This window comes from Methylobacterium sp. Gmos1 (genome assembly GCF_053764715.1).
The window spans coordinates 285271-303198 of record NZ_JBSNCC010000003.1; the positions used below are offsets into that span (position 1 = coordinate 285271).

Consider the following 17928-nt stretch of genomic DNA (forward strand, 5'->3'; position numbering starts at 1 on the left):
TCCGCTCGTCCCGGTGGAACCGGGAGTCCCCGGCTACGCCACCGGCCCCGACACCCCCGCCTGCGCGAAGGTCGCCATCTCGCGGTGGCAGGCCACCGCCGCCTTGACGACCCCGAGCGCGAGCGCGGCCCCGCTGCCCTCGCCGAGGCGAAGTCCCAGGTCGAGGAGCGGGCGCAGGCCCAGACGCTCCAGCACCGCCGCGTGGTCGCCCTCCGCCGAGACGTGGCCGGCGAGGCAGTGGTCGAGGGCGCGGGGATCGACGGCGTGGAGGAGCGCGGCGGCGGCGGTCGAGACGTAGCCGTCGATCACCACCGGCACCCGCTGGAGCCGCGCCGCCAGGATCGCCCCGGCCATCGCGGCGATCTCGCGGCCCCCGAGGCGCGCCATCACGGCGAGCGGATCGTCGAGATGGCCCTGGTGGCATGTCAGCGCCGCCTCCACCGCCGCGACCTTGCGGGCAAAGCCCGCCTCGTCGATCCCGGTGCCGCGGCCGACCCAGCGGGCCGGCTCGCCGCCGTAGAGCGCGGCGTAGATCGCCGCCGCCACCGTGGTGTTGCCGATCCCCATCTCGCCGACGGCGAGCCCGTCGGTGCCCGCCGCCACCGCCTCCATGCCGAACGCCATCGTGGCGACGCAGGCCTTCTCGGTCATCGCCGGCTCGGTCGTGATGTCGCCGGTCGGCATGTCGATGGCGAGGTCGAACACCTTGAAGCCGAGGCCGTAGGCGGCGCAGATCTGGTTGATCGCCGCGCCACCGGCGGCGAAGTTGTCGAGCATCTGGCGGTTGACCGTCGCGGGATAGGCCGAGACGCCCTTGCCCGCCACACCGTGGCTGCCGGCGAAGACGCAGACCAGCGGCCGGTCGAGGCTCGGCGGCGCCTTGCCCTGCCAGGCCGCCATCCAGGCGGCGAGGAATTCGAGCCGGCCGAGGCTGCCGGCGGGCTTGGTCAGGAGCGAGTCGCGGGCCGAGACCTCGGCGGCGGCGGATTCGTGCGGCCCCGGCATGGTGGCGATCAGGCGGCGGATGTCGTCGAACGGGGCGGCGTCGGTCGGGGTGTCGGCCATGGGGGCGGTATCCTCGCGGGGGCAACCCGTCTGGTGGGCTATCGTGAGGCGTGCAGATACAGCAAAATGCCGACGGGGCGAATCCATGGGGTCGGGAGCGCCTTCGTCGGGGCGTGTGGTGTGATGGCGACGGGACTGAACGCGGGGCCGGACCGATCGAGCCATTCCGCCGACGACGAGTTCGAGCCGCCCTCCCCCCCATCCGGCCCGTGGCCGCCGCTCGCCGACCTCGCCGCCTGCCTGCGCTTCTACAGCCGCCTGCCGGTCCCGGCCCTGCCGGGCGAGGCCGACGCACACGCCGCGCCCGACTTCCGCACCGCGCCCCGGATGCTGCCCCTCGCCGGGCTGGTGATCGGAGGAGCCGGCGCCGTCGCGCTCGCGGCCTCCCTGGCGCTCGGCCTCGGGCCGTTCCTCGCCGCCACCCTGGCGCTCGCCTTCACGACGCTCGTCACCGGGGCGCTGCACGAGGACGGCCTCGCCGACGTGGCGGACGGGTTCGGCGGCGGCGCCACCCCGGCCCGGCGGCTCGAGATCATGCGCGACAGCCGCATCGGGGCCTACGGGGCCGCCGCCCTGGTCCTGTCCTACGCGCTCCGCATCGGGGCGCTCGCCACCCTCGCCGACCGGATCGGCTGGCGGGTCGCCGTCGCCTTCCTGGCGGCGGCGGCCTTGTCGCGGACCGCCGCCCTGTGGCCGCTCTGCCGCCTGCCCTTCGCCCGGCCGGACGGCGCCGCCCACGCGGTCGGCCGGCCGACCGCTTCGACGCATGCCACCGCCTGGGCGCTCTGCCTCGCGGTGCTGGCGGCGGCCGGCCTCCTCGGCCTGCCCTGGCTCGGCCTGTGCCTGTCCGGTCTCCTCGCCTTCCTCGCCGCCTGGACCCTGACCCGGATGGCCGCCCGCCTCGTCGGCGGCCAGACCGGCGACGTCATCGGGGCGAGCCAGCAGATGGCCGAGATCGCCGCCCTCCTCGCCCTCGTGATCGCGATTCCGAATTGATGCCCGCCTCCTCCCCCTGCATCCGCCTCTGCGTCCTCGATCCCGTCACCGGCCTGTGCGAGGGCTGCGGCCGCACCGGCGAGGAGATCGCCGCCTGGGGCTCCCTGTCCGAGCCGGAGCGGCTGCGGATCATGGCCGGGCTGCCGGCGCGGCTCGCCGCCGCCGAGCCGGAGCCCGAGCCGGCCCCGGCCCTGGCCTGACGCGCATGCCGGGCGCCGTCGGCATCGGTCTCCTGCTCCTCGCCTGCGCCTTCGCGCTCAACGCCGTCGGCGGGCGCGCCGTCGCGGGCCTGCGCCCCGACGAGGCGGCGGGGCTCGCCGCCGCGGGCGGAGCCGCGCTCCTGGTGCTGCACGGCGTCGGCAACCGGTTCCGGTCCGGATTCGGGGAGGGGCTGGTCTCGCTGCTGCTCTGGGTGGCGATCGGGGCGGGCGCCGCCGGCCTCTACGCCTACCGCGACGCGGCGCGGGACATGGCGTTCCGGGCGCTCGGGGAGATGAACCCGGGCGAGCCGGTGCCGGGGCGCGGCGACGAGGTGGTGATCGCCCGGCGGGTCGACGGCGGCTTCACGGTGCAGGCCAAGGTCAACGGCCGCGGGCAGGCCTTCGCCTTCGATACCGGCGCGAGCGCGGTGGTGCTCACCGCCGAGACCGCGGCCCAGCTCGGCCTCCACCCGGGCCCGGGCGCCTACCGGGTCCAGGTGCAGACCGCCAACGGCCGCACCGCCGCCGCCCCGGTGGTGCTCGACACGGTGGCGATCGGGCCGATCACCGAGACCCGCGTCGCCGCCCTGGTGACGAAGCCCGGGGCGCTCAGCATCAACCTGCTCGGGATGAGCTTCCTGGAGCGGCTGAGCTCCTACGAGGTGCGGGGCAGCCGCCTCATCCTGCGCGGAGCGCGGGGGTGAGGCTCACGCCGGCGAGGCCAGCGGCTTGCCCTTCTCGACGACGTATGTGCTGAGGATGCGCACCGGCTTTTCCCCGCTCTTCGCACCGGCATGGGGCACGCCCGGCGGGACCTGGAACCCGTCGCCGGCCTTGAGCAGACGGGTCGGCTGGCCCTCGATCGGCAGCTCGATCTCGCCGTCGAGGACGTAGCCCGATTCGATGCCCGGATGGGTGTGGCGGCCGACCAGCACGCCGGGCTCGATCTCGACCTCGGCGGTGATGGTGACGTAGCCGGGGGCCGGCCCCTCGGTCTGGCCCAGGACCCTGCGCTTCACCCCCGGCGTCGCCGCGGGCGGCGTTTGCGCCCCGGCATCGGTGGCGAGAAAGCCGGTCAGGCTGCAGATCGCGCACGAGGCGAATCCCGCGAAACCGCGTCGCGTCAGCATGGTATTCCTCCCGTCGGTCGCGCCCTCTTCCGGGGCGCGGTGCGGGGAGTGTGCGCGCATGCATGCGACAGTCAAGGGCGAGCGATAGACTGGATGCTTTTGAGCACAGGGCTGTCCGGGGCAGTTCCTTCTTGAAATGCAGCGCGGGTTTCCCCCTCTCCCCGCGGGCGGGGAGAGGGCTGTGTTACCGTTCAGGGAACACAGCAAGTGGAGGCGAAAGCCGGAGCGAGGGTGAGGGGGAAGTGCCGGAGGAGTCTCATCCGGAGACCCCCCCTCACCCTCGCGGCGAACCGCCGGTTCGCAGCTCGCCGCGTCACCTGGACGGTGACTCGGCCCTCTCCCCGCCCGCGGGGAGTGGGGAAACCCGCGCCACTTCTCTTCTCGGACAGCTTTGGTCTGACCGGGAAAACAATCGTGCACGGCCACGCCGCATCGGGAAAAGACAAGGTCGTCCCGGCACCGCGGAGCGGAACCGGGACGACCCAGGTGTTTCCGATGCCGGCGCCCCGGCGCCGGCAAAGCCCGTTCGCTCAGCGCTTGCCGAGCCGCTCCATCGGCGTCCGGAAGGTCTCCCGCGCGGTGAAGATCGACACCGCGGCGATCCCCGCCGTGGCGGTGACGAAGAGCGCCACCGGGACCCAGCCGGTCGGGCCGGTGCCGAGCAGCGCGGCGCTGATGACCGGGGCGAAGCCGCCGAGCGCGAAGCCGATCTGGGTGCCGATCGCCATGCCCGACAGCCGGACCCTGGTGTCGAACATCTCGCCGTAGAGCGACGGCCAGACCCCGTTGGCGGCGCTGTAGATCACGCCCGAGAGCAGGATGCCGAAGGTGAAGATCAGCGGCAGGTTGCCCTGGCTGATCGCCCACATGTAGGGCCAGATCAAAGCCGCGGAGCCGAGCGCGCCGAAGATGAAGACCGGGCGGCGGCCGATCCGGTCGGACAGGGCCGCGAAGGCGGGGATCGCGCCGAGCGCCACGACGTTCGCCAGGATCAGCACGGTCAGCATCGTCGAGCGGTCGATCTGCATCGTGTTGACGGCGTAGGACAGGGTGAAGACGCTGAAGATGGTGCTCACTACCGAGACGAGCGCCGCGAAGATCACCCGCAGCACGTCGGCCCACTGGGTGCGGAACAGCACCGCGACCGGAAGCTCCGCCTTCTCGCGGGTATGGGCCTCCTGCTCCTTCTCGAAGACCGGGGTCTCCGGCAGGGTGCGGCGGACCCAGAAGCCGACCGCGACCACGAGCGCGCTGAGGAAGAACGGGATGCGCCAGCCCCAGGACAGCATCTGCGCCTCGGGCATCTGGGTGATCGGCAGGAAGACCAGCGTCGCGAGGATCAGGCCGGCCTGCGTGCCGCTCAAGGTGAAGCTGGTGAAGAAGGCGCGCTTGGTCTCGGGGGCATGCTCGAGGGTCATCGAGTTGGCACCGGCCTGCTCGCCCGCGGCCGAGATGCCCTGGAGCAGGCGGGCGATCACGAGCAGGATCGGCGACAGGATGCCGAGCTGGTCGTAGGTCGGCAGGCAGCCGATCATGAAGGTCGAGAGGCCCATCAGGAGCAGCGTGAAGGTCAGCACCTTCTTGCGGCCGAAGCGGTCGCCGATATGGCCGAGCGCCACCGCGCCGAGCGGCCGGGTGATGTAGGCGACGCCGAAGGTCGCGAACGAGGCGATCGCCGCCGCCTGCGGGTTGTTCGGTGCGAAGAACAGTTTCGGGAAGATCAGCGCCGCGGCGGTGCCGTAGATGAAGAAGTCGTAGTACTCGACCGCGCTGCCGATCCAGCTCGCGAGCGCGGCCTTCTTCGGGGTCTTCACGGCCTCGGGCTCGGCGACCGCAGCGGCGGTCCCCGGAAAGACGGAGGAGGTCATCGGGCGTTTCCTGTGAGGGGGAGCGGGAGGCGACGGGCCCGTTGGCTCGGGCCGCTTTGGTTCGGGTTGCGGGCGAGATCAGGCCGTCTGGCCGAGCTCGGCGAAGTGGCGGAGCATCCGCTCCGGATCCGGGGTCCGGCCGGTGATGAGCCGGAAAGCCTCGACCGCCTGGAACACCGCCATGCCGCCGCCGTCGAGGGTGCGGCAGCCGATCCGCCGCGCCTCGCGCAAGAGCGCGGTCTCGAGCGGGAAGTAGACGATCTCGGCGACGAACAGGCCGGGGTGGAGGTATTCCGCCGGCAGCGGCAGGCCCGGATACTTGTCCATGCCGGTCGGCGTGCAGTGGACGAGGCCGTCGGCGGCCGCGACCTCCGCCGCGAGGTCGGTGCAGGCCCGCGCCCGGCCGGCGCCGAAGCGCTCGCACAGGGATGCGGCGACCGACGCCGCCCGGGCCGGGTCGATGTCGTTGAGGACGAGGCTCCTGACCCCGAGGGTGAGGAGCGCGTGCGCCACCGCCGCGCCGGCGCCGCCCGCGCCGAGCTGCACGACGCGATCGAGCGCCACGTCCGGCAGGCCGCGCCGGAACGCCTCGGCGAAGCCCCACCAGTCGGTGTTGTGGCCGATCCGCCTGCCGTCGCGCAGCACCACCGTGTTGACGGCGCCGAGGGCCGCGGCGTCGGGCGACAGCTCGTCGAGATGGGCGAGCACCGCCTGCTTGCACGGATGGGTGATGTTGAGGCCCGAGAAACCCATCCGCTCGGCGGCTTGCAGCAATTCGGGCAGGTTCTCGGCGCCGAGGCCCAGGCGCTCCAAGTCGATCTTCTGGTAGAGGAGCCGCAGGCCCTGCGCGTCGCCCTCGTGCTCGTGCATCGCCGGGGTGCGGGAGGCCTGGATGCCGTTGCCGATCAGGCCGGCCAGGATGGAGGTGGGGGCAGCGCCCATCGCGGGCTCCTCTCTCGATGCGTTCCTCGGATGGCGCGATTGCGACGCGCTTGAGTCTAAATGTACTAACCGGTACGTTCATGTCAAGCGCGAAAGGTGGGCGTTGGATCTTCCGCCGCTTCGGGCTCGACGCAGCCGGCCCCGTTTGCGATGGAGGGCCGGCGGAAACGGGAGAGGGAGAGCGCGATGAGGAAGTCGATCGCCACGGTGTCGTTGAGCGGAACGCTGATCGAGAAGCTGGAGGCGATCGCGGCGGCGCGCTTCGACGGCGTCGAGATCTTCGAGAACGACCTCCTGTTCCACACCGGCGCCGCCCGCGACGTGCGCCGCTACGCCTCCGACCTCGGCCTCTCGATCGACCTGTTCCAGCCGTTCCGCGATTTCGAGGGCGTGTCGGACGAGCAGCTGAAGCGCAACCTCGACCGGGCCGAGCGCAAGTTCGACCTAATGGAGGAACTGGGCGCGCCCTTGATCCTGGTCTGCTCCAACGTCGGCACCGAGGTCTCGGACGACGATTCCCGCATGGCCGACCAGCTCTACCAGCTCGCCGAGCGGGCGGCGAAGCGCGGCCTGAAGATCGGCTTCGAGGCCCTGTCCTGGGGCACCAAGGTGCGCACCTTCGACCGGGCCTGGGGCATCGTCGAGCGGGCGAACCACCCGCATCTCGGCCTGATCCTCGACAGCTTCCACACGCTGGCGCTCCCCGACGACTGGTCGGGCATCGCCAACCTCCCGGGCCAGCGGGTGTTCTTCGTCCAGCTGGCGGATGCGCCGCGCATCGGCATGAACCCGCTGACCTTGAGCCGCCACTTCCGCTGCCTGCCGGGCCAGGGCGACCTCGACGTACCGGGCTTCCTCCAGGCGGTGCTGGCCTGCGGCTATACCGGTACGATCTCGCTGGAGATCTTCAACGACGAGATGCGCGCCGCGCCCCCGCGCCAGACCGCCGCCGACGGCCACCGCTCGCTGCTGTTCCTCGAGGAGCGGGTGCGCCGCACCGAGGAGGCGGCGGCGCAGGCCTTCTCCCCGACCGCGCCCTCCCCGGCCAAGCGCCCCCGCCGCCGGGTCGAGCTGTTCGATCCGCCGCTGCCGCCGTCCATCGCCGGCCACCGCTTCATCGAGGTCGCGGTCGACGAGCGCTGCGAGGGCGCGCTCGCGCGGCTGCTCGGCCAGCTCGGCTTCACGCGTCTGGGCCAGCACCGCAGCAAGGCGGTGACGCTCTACGGCCAGGGCGAGATCCGCATCGTGCTCAACCGCGAACCGGATTCCTTCGCCGCCTCGTACTTCCTGATGCACGGCCCCTCGGTCTGCGCCCAGGCCATCGCCACCGACGACGCGCTCGCGGCGCTCGGTCGGGCCGAATCCTACGGCGCCGCCCGCTTCGGCGGCCGGATCGGACCGGACGAGAACACCTTCCCGTCGATCCGCGCGCCGGACGGCAGCCTGATCATCCTCACCGATCCCCAGACCGGCGGCGACTTCGAGCACGACTTCGTGATGGAGGGGAGCGCGGAGCCGGCGGGCCTGCTGACCCGGGTCGATCACGTCGCGCAGGCCCTGCCCGAGGGCCAGCTCGATTCCTGGGTGCTGTTCTACCGCGCGGTGCTCGGGCTCGAACCCGAGGACGTGGTGGTGCTGCCCGATCCTTACGGGCTCGTGCGCAGCAAGGCGATGTCGAACGCCGAGCGCACCATGCGGCTGCCGCTCAACATCTCGGAGAGCCGCAACACCGCCACCGCCCGCCTGGTGACGAGCTTCGCGGGCGCCGGCGTGCACCACATCGCGCTGTCGACCGACGACATCTTCGCGGCGGCCGAGCGGCTGAAGCAGGCGGGCGTGACGCTGCTGCCGATCCCGGCCAACTACTACGACGACGTGGCGGCCCGCTTCGGCCTCGACGACGCGCTGATCGCCCGGATGCAGTCGTTGAGCATCCTGTACGACCGGGTCGGCGAGGGCGAGTTCCTCCAGCTCTACACGACGCCGTTCGAGGAGCGGTTCTACTTCGAGATCGTGCAGCGCAAGGGCGGCTACGACCTGTACGGCGCGCCGAACGCGCCGGTGCGGATGGCGGCGTTGGCGGCGTTGCGCGGGCCGAACCTGTCGCAGGTGCTGCGGTAGTCAGGCCGTCTCTGCTGCTGAAAATTGGGAGCGGTTCCCCTCTCCCGTGTGGGAGAGGGGTCAGGGGTGAGGGTGCTACGGTCCTGATCGAAGCTCGAACCGTCCCGCCGCCAGCACGACGCTCTGAGTTTTACGCTGAAGCGTGTCACCCTCACCACTACCTCTCTCCCACACGGGAGAGGGGATCCCGCGACTTATTGGATTTGCGTGTTTTATAGAGCGAATTGACGCGCTCAGTTCTTCTTCTCGTCCGCCTTCGGCGCAGGAGCCGTCGTCGGGGCCGCCGCGGTCTTCTCGATCTTGGCGCCCTCGCGCAGCTTGGTGATGAGGTCCTGCTGCGTCTTGCGGGTCAGGTAGGCCTCGACCTGCTCCTTCATCTCGTCGAAGCTCGGCACCGGCTTGGTGCGCTTCTCCTCGACCTTGATGACGTGCCAGCCGAACTGTGTCTTGACCGGCTCGGAGATCTTGCCGGCCTCGAGCTTGAACGCCGCGTCGGCGAAGGGCGCGACCATCCGCTCCTTGGTGAACCAGCCGAGATCGCCGCCCTCGGCCTTCGAGCCGGGATCCTTCGAGGTCTCGGCCGCGACCTTGGCGAAGTCCTCGCCGCTCTTCAGGCGCGCGGCGATCTTCTTGGCCTCGGCCTCGTTGTCGACGAGGATGTGGCGGGCATGCACCTCCTCCTCGGGCTTCATCGCCTTGACGGTCTCGTCGTAGAGCGCCCGCTCGGCCTGCGGCGTCACCGCCTTCTTGGCCTCGCGCTCCAGGTACTCGTCGAGGAGGAGCTTGTCGCGGAAGTAGGCGAGCTTGCGGGCGAAGTCGGGGTTCTCGGCGATCTTCGCCTTCTCGGCGGCCTGGGCGCCGATCTTCAGGTCGACCATGTAGTCGACGAGGAGACCCTTCTTCTGCGCATCGTCGACGCCGGGGAGCGACAGGGCCGGATCGTCGGCCGCCACCGCGAGGTCGCCGGCGGTGATCGGTGCGCCATTGACTTTGGCGACCACCGTGTCGGGGGACTGGGCGGGGGCGGCGGGCGCCGCGGCCGGAGCGGCGGGCGCCGGCGCCTGGGCGAGCGCGGCTCCCGGCAGGAGGAGCCCGAGGGCGAGCGCGCCGTTGCGCCAGAGGGGAGAGAGGGTCGGCATGGCGTGATCCTTGGGGCCCGTGCGCGAGGTCGGTTGAAACCGGCGGACAGGTGGCAAAGATCGGCCGACAAGACAAGCGGCCCGCGCGCCGCAGCGGCAGGGACGGGCACCGCCCCCGCGGATCCGTGATCCGCGGGGAGGCGAGCGGGCGTCAGTACCCGGTCGAGGCGACCTCGATCCGGTCGCCGCGGCGGGCGAAGGCGACCGAGGCGGCCGTGCCCTCCGGGGTGCCGGGCACCGAGAAGCTGACGACCTGCTCGGAGGCGAGCGTGGTGATCACCCGCAGCGGGGTGGCGGAGACGGAATCGGTCGGCGCCAGGGTGGCGACGACGCGCAGGCCGTCCTTCTCGACGGTGTAGTAGGCCGAGCCGCGCACCGGGCCGAGATCGAGGCTGTGGGCCTGGCGCGGCTTCAGCTCGGAGGCGCCGGCCGCGCCCGCGACGAGGAGGCCGAGGGCGGTGAGGGCGAGGAGACGCATCGGTGGTCCTGGAGGTTCTGTCCGGCGCGAGGAGCGCGTCCGGAAAGCCGGGATTCGCCGGGAGCCCGCAGCTAAGCATTCCTCATGATGCGACGCAATAGAAATATGTTGCAATGCACAATGAGGCACGGGCATCTCCGCTCGTCGTGTCGTCCTACGCGGATGGACGCCAAGCCTCGCCTCGCCGCAAGGGTGGCGGCGTGACCTCCGCCCCGCCCCGCCCTACCTGCCGCCGGAGCGATCCGCCGCCGTCCCGAACGCCGCCCTCATGAGACACCCATGAGCACCTACCGCTTCGACAGGCTCCTCAGCCCCCGCTCCGTGGCGCTGGTGGGCGCGAGCGCGCGGCCGAGCGCGTTCGGCGCGGCGATCCTGCGCAACCTGCGCGAGGCGGGCTTTGCCGGCCCGATCTGGCCGGTGAACCCGCGCCACGACAGCGTCGACGGCGTGCAGGCCTTCGCCGACCTCGCCGACCTGCCCGAGCCCGCCGACCTCGTGGTGGTCGTCACGCCGCCCGAGACCGTGCCGGAGGTGGTCGAGGCGGCGGGCCGCCGGGGCTGCGGTGCGGCCGTCATCATCACCACCGGCCTCGGCAGCGGGCCCGGATCCCTGGCGGAGGCCGCGCGGGCGGCAGCGCGGCGGCATTCGTTGCGCCTCGTCGGGCCCGACAGCATGGGGCTCGCGGTGCCCCACGCTGCCCTCAATGCCAGCCTGCTGGCGCGGGCACCGCTTCCCGGCGACCTCGCGCTGATCTCGCAGTCGCGCACCGTGGCGGCCGGCATCGTCGCCTGGGCTCAAGGACGCGGCACCGGCTTCTCGGGAGTCGTCTCCCTCGGCAACGCGCTCGACGTCGACATCGCCGACTGCCTCGACCACTTCGCCACCGACATCCGCACCCGGGCGATCGTGCTCTCGATCGACAGCGTGGCCGACGCGCCGAAATTCATGTCGGCGGCGCGGGCCGCCGCGCGGGCAAAGCCCGTGGTGGTCCTGCGCTCCGGCCGGCACGACACCGCCCGGCCGGTCGACGGCCGCGCCGCCACCCATACGGGCATCCTCGCCCGCACCGACGCGGTCTACGACGCCGCCTTCCGGCGCGCGGGCCTGCTGCGGGTGCAGGACCTCGACGAGATGTTCTCAGCGGTCGAGACGCTGGGGCGCCAGCGCCCGTTCCCGGGCCGGCGCCTCGCCATCCTGGCCAACGGCCGCGGCGTCGGCGCCATCGCGGTCGACCGGCTGATCGATCTCGGCGGCACCCTGGCGGGCCTGTCGGACGAGACGCGGGCGCGGCTCGCCGCGGCGGTGCCGGGGACCGAGGCGGCCGCCTGGCGCAACCCGGTCGATATCGGGGCCGATGCCGACGGGCCGCGCTACGCCGCTTCGCTCGAGGCGCTGATCGCCGACCGCGACAACGACGCCGTGCTGGTCATCAACGTGCCGACCGCCCTGTCCGGCGGCGCTGCCGTGGCGAGCGCGATCGTCGAGGCGGTGAAACGCGGCCGCAAGGGGAGCTTCCGCGCCCGGCCGGTCTTCGCCGTCACCGTCGGCGACGAGGCGGCGGGCGAGATCCTGAGCCAGGCCGGCATCCCGCGCTTTGCCACCGATGCCGACGCGGTCGAAGGCTTCACCCATCTCGTGCGCTACCGCGAGGCGCAGGACGACCTCACCACCACCCCGGCGGTTCTCCCCGACGACCTGGTGCCGGATGCGGGTGCGGCCCGGATGATCGTCGACGGCGTGCTTGCGGAAGGCCGCACCTGGCTCGACCCGCGCGAGATGGCCGACCTGCTCGCCGCCTACGGCATCCCGACCCAGCCGGTGACGCTCGCCGCCGACGCCGACGCGGCGGCCGAGGCGGCCTGGCCGGTCATCGCCGCGGGCGGCACGGTGGCGCTCAAGCTCGTCTCGCCGGACGTGGTGCACAAGTCCGACGTCGGCGGCGTGCGCCTCGGCCTTTCCAGCGAGGCGGCGGTGCGCGAGGCCGCGGCCGAGATGCTGGCGCGGGTCGCGCAGGAGCGGCCCGGGGCCACGGTCACCGGCTTCGTCGTCCAGGCGATGCTGCGGCGGACGCAAGCGCGCGAATTGATCGCCGGCCTCGTCGACGACCCGGTCTTCGGCCCCGTGGTGGTGTTCGGCCGCGGCGGCACCGCCGTCGAGGTGATCGACGACCGGGCGCTGGCGCTCCCGCCTCTCGACCGGCGGCTCGCCGCCGACCTCATCGGCCGCACCCGGGTGGCGCGCCGGCTCAAGGCCTATCGCGACGTAGCAGCCGCCGACGAGGCGGCGGTCGCCCTCGTGCTGGTCAAGCTCGGCCAGCTCGCCGCCGACCTGCCGGAGCTGCGCGAGCTCGACATCAACCCGCTGCTCGCCGACCGCGACGGCGTCATCGCGCTCGATGCCCGCGCCGCCGTGGCGCCGCTGCCGCCGGAGCGCCGCCGCGACGCCGGCACCGGCCCGAGCCACGCGCGCTTCGCCGTGCGGCCCTATCCGCGTGCCTGGGAGCGCCACCTCGTGCTGGAGGGCCAGGGGATCCTGGTGCGACCGGTGCGGGCCGAGGACGAGGGGCTGTTCGAGGCGTTCTTCCGGCAGGTCAGCGCCGAGGACCTGCGCCTGCGCTTCTTCGCGCCGGTGCGCGACTTCAGCCACGCCTTCCTCGCCCGCCTGACCCAGCTCGACTACGCCCGCGCCATCGCCTTCGTGGCGATCGAGGAGGCGAACGGCACGATGATGGGCGCGGTGCGCCTCCACGCCGACGCCAACCACGAGACCGGGGAATACGCGATCCTGGTCCGCTCCGACCTCAAGGGCCTCGGCCTCGGCTGGTCGCTGATGGGGCTGATGCTCGACTGGGCCAGGGCCGAGGGACTGCGCCACGTCGAGGGCCAGGTGCTTCGCGAGAACACCACCATGCTGGCGATGTGCCGCAAGCTCGGCTTCACGGTGCGGACCGACCCCTCCGATCCCGACCTGATGCTGGTGCGCCGCGCGCTGGCGGAGGAGAGTACCGCGCCCGAAGCCTAGAGCACCCAGCTCCCCATGCGCGACACCCCTCCCCTCGACATCGCCGGCGGCCTGCTCCTCACCGCCGCCGCGGGCTACGTCGACGCCGTCGGCTTCCTGCGGCTCGACGGGCTCTACACCTCGTTCATGAGCGGCAACTCGACCCAGTTCGCGGTCTCGCTGGCGCAAGTCGGGCACCCGGTCGCCTGGGAGATCGGCCTGCTGTTCGTGTCCTTCTTCGCCGGGGGCTTCTGCGGCAGCGTGGTCTCGCTGCGGGTGCCGGGGCGCTGGGGACCACCGGCGGTGCTCGCCGTCGAGGCCGGGCTCCTGGTGCTGGCGCTCGCGCTCGCCGTCGGCCCGGCGCCGGGACCGGTCGCGCCGCTCCTTGCCGCCGCGATGGGGGCGCAGAACGCGGCGCTCCGCCGAAGCGCGGGCTTTCGCCCCGGCGTCACCTTCGTCACCGGCACCCTGTTCAGCCTCAGCCACACCCTGGCCCAGGCGGCGACGCGGGCAGGCCCGGCCCTCGGGTGGGTGCCGGATGCCTGCACCTGGCTCGCGCTCGTCGGCGGGGCCGTGGCGGGCGGACTGGCCTATCGCGGCTACGGGCTGGAGGCGCTGGTGGTACCGGTGACGGGCGTCGGGCTGGTGCTGGCGCTCGCGGTCGGGCGGGCGGCCGCGCGTGCCGCGGTGGAATGACGAGGCGTCACCGGCAGGATCCGGCAAGGCTGTCTCGCTAGAGGGGAACCCCCGCCTTTTCCGTTACCCGTCGAACCCGAATCGCTTAAGGACGACGAAGACCGAGGGCGAATGCCCCGCACTGCCGTGCGGCCTACCATCTTTCCTAGCGTCAGTCTGATACCGCACACACGCCGTCAGCACAACGTCAGCTATTGAACTATTGTGCCAAGCATCGGCATTATGATGCCAAGCACCCACCCCCGGCGCGAACCGTCGCGGGAAAACGAGCCTGCCTGCGCACCATCTACGTGCATCGACCCATAGTCATTTCTACATCTTGCCGCTGGCTTTTAACCGTGTCAGCCGGCCCACGGCCTGCTCGGCCGAATCATCCCGCAGCATCTCCTGCTCCCATTCCTCGATCATCGTCGGGCGGGAGCGCAGGTTTTGCCGCAGGATGTCTACTTGTGTCCGCAGGATGGTGTTCCGCGGCGGCGTGGCGTGCTTCGAATCGGGGGGTGATTTGCGGGAACTCGACATGCCGGGCATGCTCGGCCGGCATGGTTAACGGATGGTAAATTTTCCTTGGCCCGGCCGCGGCCGGCAGGGTCCGCTCACCCGATGGTGATGGGCGGCCTTGAAGCGGGGCGTACCGGACCGATAACTCCCGCACCTTCATCCAACCCGGGAGGCGGCCCCCATGGCGATCCAGGCCCTCATCTTCGACGTCTTCGGCACCCTGCTCGACTGGCACGGCGGCGTCGCCCGGGAGGCGTCGCGGATCCTGGCGCCGTTCCGGCCCGACCTCGACGGAGGCGCCTTCGCGCGGACCTGGCGCGACCGCTATCAGCCCGGCATGGAGCCGATCCGCCAGGGCGCGCGGGCCTATACCGACCTCGACACCCTGCACGGCGAGAGCCTGGAGAGCGTGCTATCGGGCCTCGGCCTCGCCGAGGCGGTGCCGCCGGAGGCGCGCCACGATCTGGTCCAGGCCTGGCACCGGCTCGACGCCTGGCCGGAGGTGCCCGACGCCCTGGCGCACTTGCGCGAGAAATACCTGCTGGCGCCGTGCTCCAACGCGCATGTGCGGCTCGCGATCGCGCATGCCCGCCGCAACCGCCTGCCCTGGGACGCGGTGCTCGGGGCCGAGTTCGCCCAGGACTACAAGCCGAAGCCCGCCGTGTACCTGCGCGCCGTCGAGGCGCTGCGGCTCCAGCCCAATGAGGTGATGATGGTGGCCGCCCACTCCTCCGACCTCGCGGCGGCGGCCGCCTGCGGGCTTGCGACCGCGCACATCGCCCGGCCCGACGAGAGCGGCCCGGGCACCGGCGAGCCGGCGCCGCTGGTGCCGGTCGATCATGCGGCATCCGATCTCGCGGATCTGGCGCGGCAGCTCGGCTGCTGACGAAGACGGGGCCCGCCTCCGGTACGGAGGCGGGCCCCTGAAGGCTCAGCTTAGTTCAGCAGGGCATGCGCCGGCCGGCGCTCGTCCGGGGCGACCGCCTGGTCGCCGATGAACAGCCCGGCGGGGCCGAGGCGCACCGGCACCGTCTCGCCGTCATGGACGCGGCCGGCCAGGATCTGCTCGGCGAGCGGGTCCTGCACCGCCTTCTGGATCACGCGCTTGAGCGGGCGCGCGCCGTAGGCCGAGTCGTAGCCCTTCTCGGCGAGCCAGGCGCGGGCGTCGGGCTCGATCTCGAGGGTGATCTTGCGATCCTCCAGGAGCTTCGCCAGCCGACCGAGCTGGATGTCGACGATCGCCCCCATCTCCGTCCGCTGGAGGCGGTGGAACAGGATGATCTCGTCGACCCGGTTCAGGAACTCGGGCCGGAAGTGCGAGCGCACCACCCCCATCACGTCGTCGCGCACCACGTCGGTGTCCTGGCCCTCCGGCTGGTTGACCAGGTACTCGGAGCCGAGATTCGACGTCATGACGATCAGCGTGTTGCGGAAATCGACCGTCCGCCCCTGCCCGTCGGTGAGCCGCCCGTCGTCGAGGACCTGCAAGAGGACGTTGAACACGTCCGGATGCGCCTTCTCGATCTCGTCGAACAGCACGACCTGGTAGGGCCGGCGCCGCACGGCCTCCGTCAGCGCGCCGCCCTCCTCGTAGCCGACATAGCCCGGAGGCGCGCCGATCAGGCGGGCCACCGCGTGCTTCTCCATGTATTCCGACATGTCGATGCGCACGAGCGCGGTGTCGTCGTCGAACAGGAAGCCGGCGAGCGCCTTGGTCAGCTCGGTCTTGCCGACGCCGGTGGGGCCGAGGAACATGAACGAGCCGATCGGCCGGTGCGGGTCCTGCAAGCCGGCGCGGGCGCGCCGCACGGCGGTGGCCACTGCCACCACCGCCTCGTGCTGGCCGACGACGCGCTTTCCGAGCGCCGCCTCCATCCCGAGCAGCTTCTCGCGCTCGCCCTCCAGCATCTTGTCGACCGGCACCCCGGTCCAGCGCGACACCACCCCGGCGACGTGGCTCGGAGTCACCGCCTCCTCCATCATCCCCGAGCCGTTGCCGCGGGAGCCGTCGGCCCCGCGCGCCTCGATCTCGGCGAGCTCGCGCTCGAGCCCCGGAATGATGCCGTAGGCGAGTTCGCCCGCCTTCTGGTACTGGCCCTGGCGCTGCGCCGCCGCGAGGTCGTTCCGCGCCGCGTCGAGCTTCGTCTTCAGCTCGGCCGCGCGACCGAGTTTATCCTTCTCGGCCTTCCAGCGCGCGGTGATCGCCGCCGACTGCTCCTCGAGGTCGCCGAGTTCCTTCTCCAGCCGCTGCAGGCGGTCGCGGGAGGCGGAATCGGTCTCCTTCTTCAGCGCCTCGCCCTCGATCTTCAGCCGCACGATCTCGCGGTCGATGTTGTCGAGTTCCTCGGGCTTCGAATCGACCTGCATGCGCAGGCGCGAGGCGGCCTCGTCGACGAGGTCGATCGCCTTGTCGGGCAGGAAGCGGTCGGTGATGTAGCGGTTCGACAGGGTCGCGGCCGCCACGAGCGCCGAATCCTGGATCCGCACCTTGTGGTGCTGCTCGTACTTCTCCTTGATCCCGCGCAGGATCGAGACCGTGTCCTCGACGGTCGGCTCGGAGACGAAGACCGGCTGGAAGCGCCGCGCCAACGCCGCGTCCTTCTCGACGTGCTTGCGGTACTCGTCGAGCGTGGTGGCGCCGACGCAGTGCAGCTCGCCGCGGGCGAGGGCGGGCTTCAGGAGGTTCGAGGCGTCCATCGCCCCGTCCGCCTTGCCGGCGCCGACGAGGGTGTGCATCTCGTCGATGAACAGGATGATCTGGCCTTCCGCGGCAGTCACCTCAGACAGCACACCTTTCAGCCGCTCCTCGAACTCGCCGCGATACTTCGCGCCGGCGATCAGCGCGCCCATGTCGAGGGCGAGAAGCTGCTTGTCGCGCAAGGATTCCGGCACGTCGCCGTTGACGATGCGCAGCGCCAGGCCCTCGACGATCGCGGTCTTGCCGACGCCGGGCTCGCCGATGAGGACGGGATTGTTCTTGGTGCGCCGCGACAGCACCTGGATGGTGCGGCGGATCTCCTCGTCGCGGCCGATCACCGGATCGAGCTTGCCCTCGCGGGCCGCCTCGGTGAGGTCGCGGGCGTATTTCTTCAGCGCGTCGTAGGCGTTCTCGGCCGTCGCGTTGTCGGCGGTGCGGCCCTTGCGCAGCGCATTGATCGCGCCGTTGAGCGAGGCCGCGGTGACGCCGGCCTGGGCGAGGATCTTGCCGGCATCCGTGTCCTTCTCGACCGCGAGCGCGAGCAGCAGGCGCTCTACGGTGACGTAGGAATCGCCCGCCTTCTCGGCAGCTTTCTCCGCGGTGTCGAACAGGCGCATCAGCTCGCGCGTCGCCTGCGGCTGCGAGGCGCCGCCTGACACCTTCGGCTGCTTGTTCAACCACGCCTCGGTCTGGGCGAGCGCGACGCGCGACTGGCCGCCGGCGCGGTCGATCAGGCCCGCGCACAGACCCTCGGGATCGTCGAGCAGCACCTTGAGCACGTGGGCGGGGCCGAGCTGCGGGTGACCCTCGCGCAACGCCAGCGACTGCGCCGCCTGCACGAAGCCCCGTGCCCGCTCGGTGTACTTTTCGAAGTTCATGAATTCGCTCCTCCTTGGCCGGTCCTCCCGCCCTCGCGGAAGAGGCATCGGGAGACCGGTTGGGTTCTCGCCCTCGCGCGTCGGTCGCGCGCCGGGCGCCGGCCCTTCCAGGAAGCTGCCGGCTCTCCCCATGTGGTGTGACATATCGGTAACACAAGGGGGCGGCGGCGCGATTTGCGGCTCCGAGGCATGCGGCCGGGAGATGGCTTGGCGGCG

At 71.9% G+C, this 17928-nt stretch carries 15 protein-coding genes; 7 read left to right on the plus strand and 8 right to left on the minus strand.

The window, feature by feature from the left end:
- Positions 1-33: 33 nt before the first annotated feature.
- Positions 34-1065 carry a nicotinate-nucleotide--dimethylbenzimidazole phosphoribosyltransferase gene (gene cobT / locus ACS5PV_RS07465; protein WP_455394702.1) on the minus strand — a complete coding sequence of 344 codons (1032 nt, stop codon included), beginning with the start codon at positions 1063-1065 and terminating at the stop codon, positions 34-36.
- 123 nt (positions 1066-1188) lie between these two features.
- Between cobT and cobS the strand changes: the two genes are divergently transcribed.
- Genes cobS through ACS5PV_RS07480 form a run of 3 tightly spaced genes read left to right on the plus strand, consistent with a single transcriptional unit; the run spans position 1189 to position 2965 of the window.
- Entirely contained in the window at positions 1189-2061 is an 873-nt protein-coding gene (gene cobS, locus ACS5PV_RS07470; protein ID WP_455394703.1) for an adenosylcobinamide-GDP ribazoletransferase, read from the plus strand.
- A complete protein-coding gene (locus tag ACS5PV_RS07475; RefSeq protein WP_455394704.1) occupies positions 2061-2261 on the plus strand; it encodes a DUF1289 domain-containing protein in 201 nt (66 codons plus the stop codon). The genes cobS and ACS5PV_RS07475 overlap by 1 nt, the downstream gene beginning before the upstream one ends.
- 5 nt (positions 2262-2266) lie before the next feature.
- On the plus strand, positions 2267-2965 hold the full coding sequence (locus tag ACS5PV_RS07480) for a retropepsin-like aspartic protease family protein (protein ID WP_455394705.1): 699 nt from the start codon (positions 2267-2269) through the stop codon (positions 2963-2965).
- 3 nt (positions 2966-2968) lie between these two features.
- On the opposite strand, the gene ACS5PV_RS07485 is transcribed toward ACS5PV_RS07480, so the two are convergent.
- The 3 genes from ACS5PV_RS07485 to ACS5PV_RS07495 all read right to left on the minus strand — a co-directional run bounded on the left by ACS5PV_RS07485 (position 2969) and on the right by ACS5PV_RS07495 (position 6201).
- Complete coding sequence (locus tag ACS5PV_RS07485) at positions 2969-3391, minus strand: cupin domain-containing protein (RefSeq protein WP_455394706.1); 423 nt, start codon at positions 3389-3391, stop codon at positions 2969-2971.
- A 530-nt stretch (positions 3392-3921) separates the two neighbouring features.
- On the minus strand, positions 3922-5259 hold the full coding sequence (locus ACS5PV_RS07490) for an MFS transporter (RefSeq protein WP_455394707.1): 1338 nt from the start codon (positions 5257-5259) through the stop codon (positions 3922-3924).
- A 78-nt stretch (positions 5260-5337) separates the two neighbouring features.
- Positions 5338-6201, minus strand: coding sequence for a shikimate dehydrogenase (locus ACS5PV_RS07495; RefSeq protein ID WP_455394708.1), 864 nt, complete (start codon positions 6199-6201; stop codon positions 5338-5340).
- 186 nt (positions 6202-6387) lie between these two features.
- Here ACS5PV_RS07495 and ACS5PV_RS07500 point away from each other — a divergent pair, with 186 nt between their 5' ends.
- Positions 6388-8322, plus strand: a complete 1935-nt coding sequence (locus ACS5PV_RS07500) for a bifunctional sugar phosphate isomerase/epimerase/4-hydroxyphenylpyruvate dioxygenase family protein (protein ID WP_455394709.1) — start codon at positions 6388-6390, stop codon at positions 8320-8322.
- Between the two features lie 233 nt (positions 8323-8555).
- On the opposite strand, the gene ACS5PV_RS07505 is transcribed toward ACS5PV_RS07500, so the two are convergent.
- Both ACS5PV_RS07505 and ACS5PV_RS07510 read right to left on the minus strand, forming a co-directional pair.
- Positions 8556-9461, minus strand: coding sequence for a peptidylprolyl isomerase (locus ACS5PV_RS07505; protein WP_455394710.1), 906 nt, complete (start codon positions 9459-9461; stop codon positions 8556-8558).
- A gap of 151 nt (positions 9462-9612) precedes the next feature.
- On the minus strand, positions 9613-9939 hold the full coding sequence (locus ACS5PV_RS07510; protein WP_455394711.1) for a hypothetical protein: 327 nt from the start codon (positions 9937-9939) through the stop codon (positions 9613-9615).
- 279 nt (positions 9940-10218) lie between these two features.
- On the opposite strand from ACS5PV_RS07510, the gene ACS5PV_RS07515 reads away from it, so the two are divergent.
- Both ACS5PV_RS07515 and ACS5PV_RS07520 read left to right on the plus strand, forming a co-directional pair.
- The gene (locus ACS5PV_RS07515) at positions 10219-12960 is read left to right on the plus strand and encodes a bifunctional acetate--CoA ligase family protein/GNAT family N-acetyltransferase (protein WP_455394712.1); all 2742 of its coding nucleotides are present in this window, start codon (positions 10219-10221) and stop codon (positions 12958-12960) included.
- 15 nt (positions 12961-12975) lie between these two features.
- The gene (locus ACS5PV_RS07520; protein ID WP_455394713.1) at positions 12976-13635 is read left to right on the plus strand and encodes a YoaK family protein; all 660 of its coding nucleotides are present in this window, start codon (positions 12976-12978) and stop codon (positions 13633-13635) included.
- Between the two features lie 312 nt (positions 13636-13947).
- Here ACS5PV_RS07520 and ACS5PV_RS07525 read toward each other — a convergent pair whose 3' ends face one another.
- Positions 13948-14157, minus strand: a complete 210-nt coding sequence (locus tag ACS5PV_RS07525; protein WP_455394714.1) for a hypothetical protein — start codon at positions 14155-14157, stop codon at positions 13948-13950.
- Between the two features lie 160 nt (positions 14158-14317).
- On the opposite strand from ACS5PV_RS07525, the gene ACS5PV_RS07530 reads away from it, so the two are divergent.
- Positions 14318-15022 (plus strand): haloacid dehalogenase type II, encoded by a 705-nt coding sequence (locus ACS5PV_RS07530; RefSeq protein ID WP_455394715.1) that lies wholly within the window; start codon positions 14318-14320, stop codon positions 15020-15022.
- A 50-nt stretch (positions 15023-15072) separates the two neighbouring features.
- Here the strand turns inward: ACS5PV_RS07530 and clpB are convergent, their stop codons facing one another.
- Positions 15073-17712 (minus strand): ATP-dependent chaperone ClpB, encoded by a 2640-nt coding sequence (gene clpB / locus ACS5PV_RS07535; RefSeq protein WP_455394716.1) that lies wholly within the window; start codon positions 17710-17712, stop codon positions 15073-15075.
- Between the last annotated feature and the right edge of the window lie 216 nt (positions 17713-17928).

Excerpts from the sequence above, each read along its gene's own strand:
- cobT (WP_455394702.1), bottom strand. The coding sequence starts at position 1,065 with ATGGCCGACACCCCGACCGACGCCGCCCCGTTCGACGACATCCGCCGC.
- cobS (WP_455394703.1), top strand. The coding sequence starts at position 1,189 with ATGGCGACGGGACTGAACGCGGGGCCGGACCGATCGAGCCATTCCGCC.
- ACS5PV_RS07475 (WP_455394704.1), top strand. The coding sequence starts at position 2,061 with ATGCCCGCCTCCTCCCCCTGCATCCGCCTCTGCGTCCTCGATCCCGTC.
- ACS5PV_RS07480 (WP_455394705.1), top strand. The coding sequence starts at position 2,267 with ATGCCGGGCGCCGTCGGCATCGGTCTCCTGCTCCTCGCCTGCGCCTTC.
- ACS5PV_RS07485 (WP_455394706.1), bottom strand. The coding sequence starts at position 3,391 with ATGCTGACGCGACGCGGTTTCGCGGGATTCGCCTCGTGCGCGATCTGC.
- ACS5PV_RS07490 (WP_455394707.1), bottom strand. The coding sequence starts at position 5,259 with ATGACCTCCTCCGTCTTTCCGGGGACCGCCGCTGCGGTCGCCGAGCCC.
- ACS5PV_RS07495 (WP_455394708.1), bottom strand. The coding sequence starts at position 6,201 with ATGGGCGCTGCCCCCACCTCCATCCTGGCCGGCCTGATCGGCAACGGC.
- ACS5PV_RS07500 (WP_455394709.1), top strand. The coding sequence starts at position 6,388 with ATGAGGAAGTCGATCGCCACGGTGTCGTTGAGCGGAACGCTGATCGAG.
- ACS5PV_RS07505 (WP_455394710.1), bottom strand. The coding sequence starts at position 9,461 with ATGCCGACCCTCTCTCCCCTCTGGCGCAACGGCGCGCTCGCCCTCGGG.
- ACS5PV_RS07510 (WP_455394711.1), bottom strand. The coding sequence starts at position 9,939 with ATGCGTCTCCTCGCCCTCACCGCCCTCGGCCTCCTCGTCGCGGGCGCG.
- ACS5PV_RS07515 (WP_455394712.1), top strand. The coding sequence starts at position 10,219 with ATGAGCACCTACCGCTTCGACAGGCTCCTCAGCCCCCGCTCCGTGGCG.
- ACS5PV_RS07520 (WP_455394713.1), top strand. The coding sequence starts at position 12,976 with ATGCGCGACACCCCTCCCCTCGACATCGCCGGCGGCCTGCTCCTCACC.
- ACS5PV_RS07525 (WP_455394714.1), bottom strand. The coding sequence starts at position 14,157 with ATGTCGAGTTCCCGCAAATCACCCCCCGATTCGAAGCACGCCACGCCG.
- ACS5PV_RS07530 (WP_455394715.1), top strand. The coding sequence starts at position 14,318 with ATGGCGATCCAGGCCCTCATCTTCGACGTCTTCGGCACCCTGCTCGAC.
- clpB (WP_455394716.1), bottom strand. The coding sequence starts at position 17,712 with ATGAACTTCGAAAAGTACACCGAGCGGGCACGGGGCTTCGTGCAGGCG.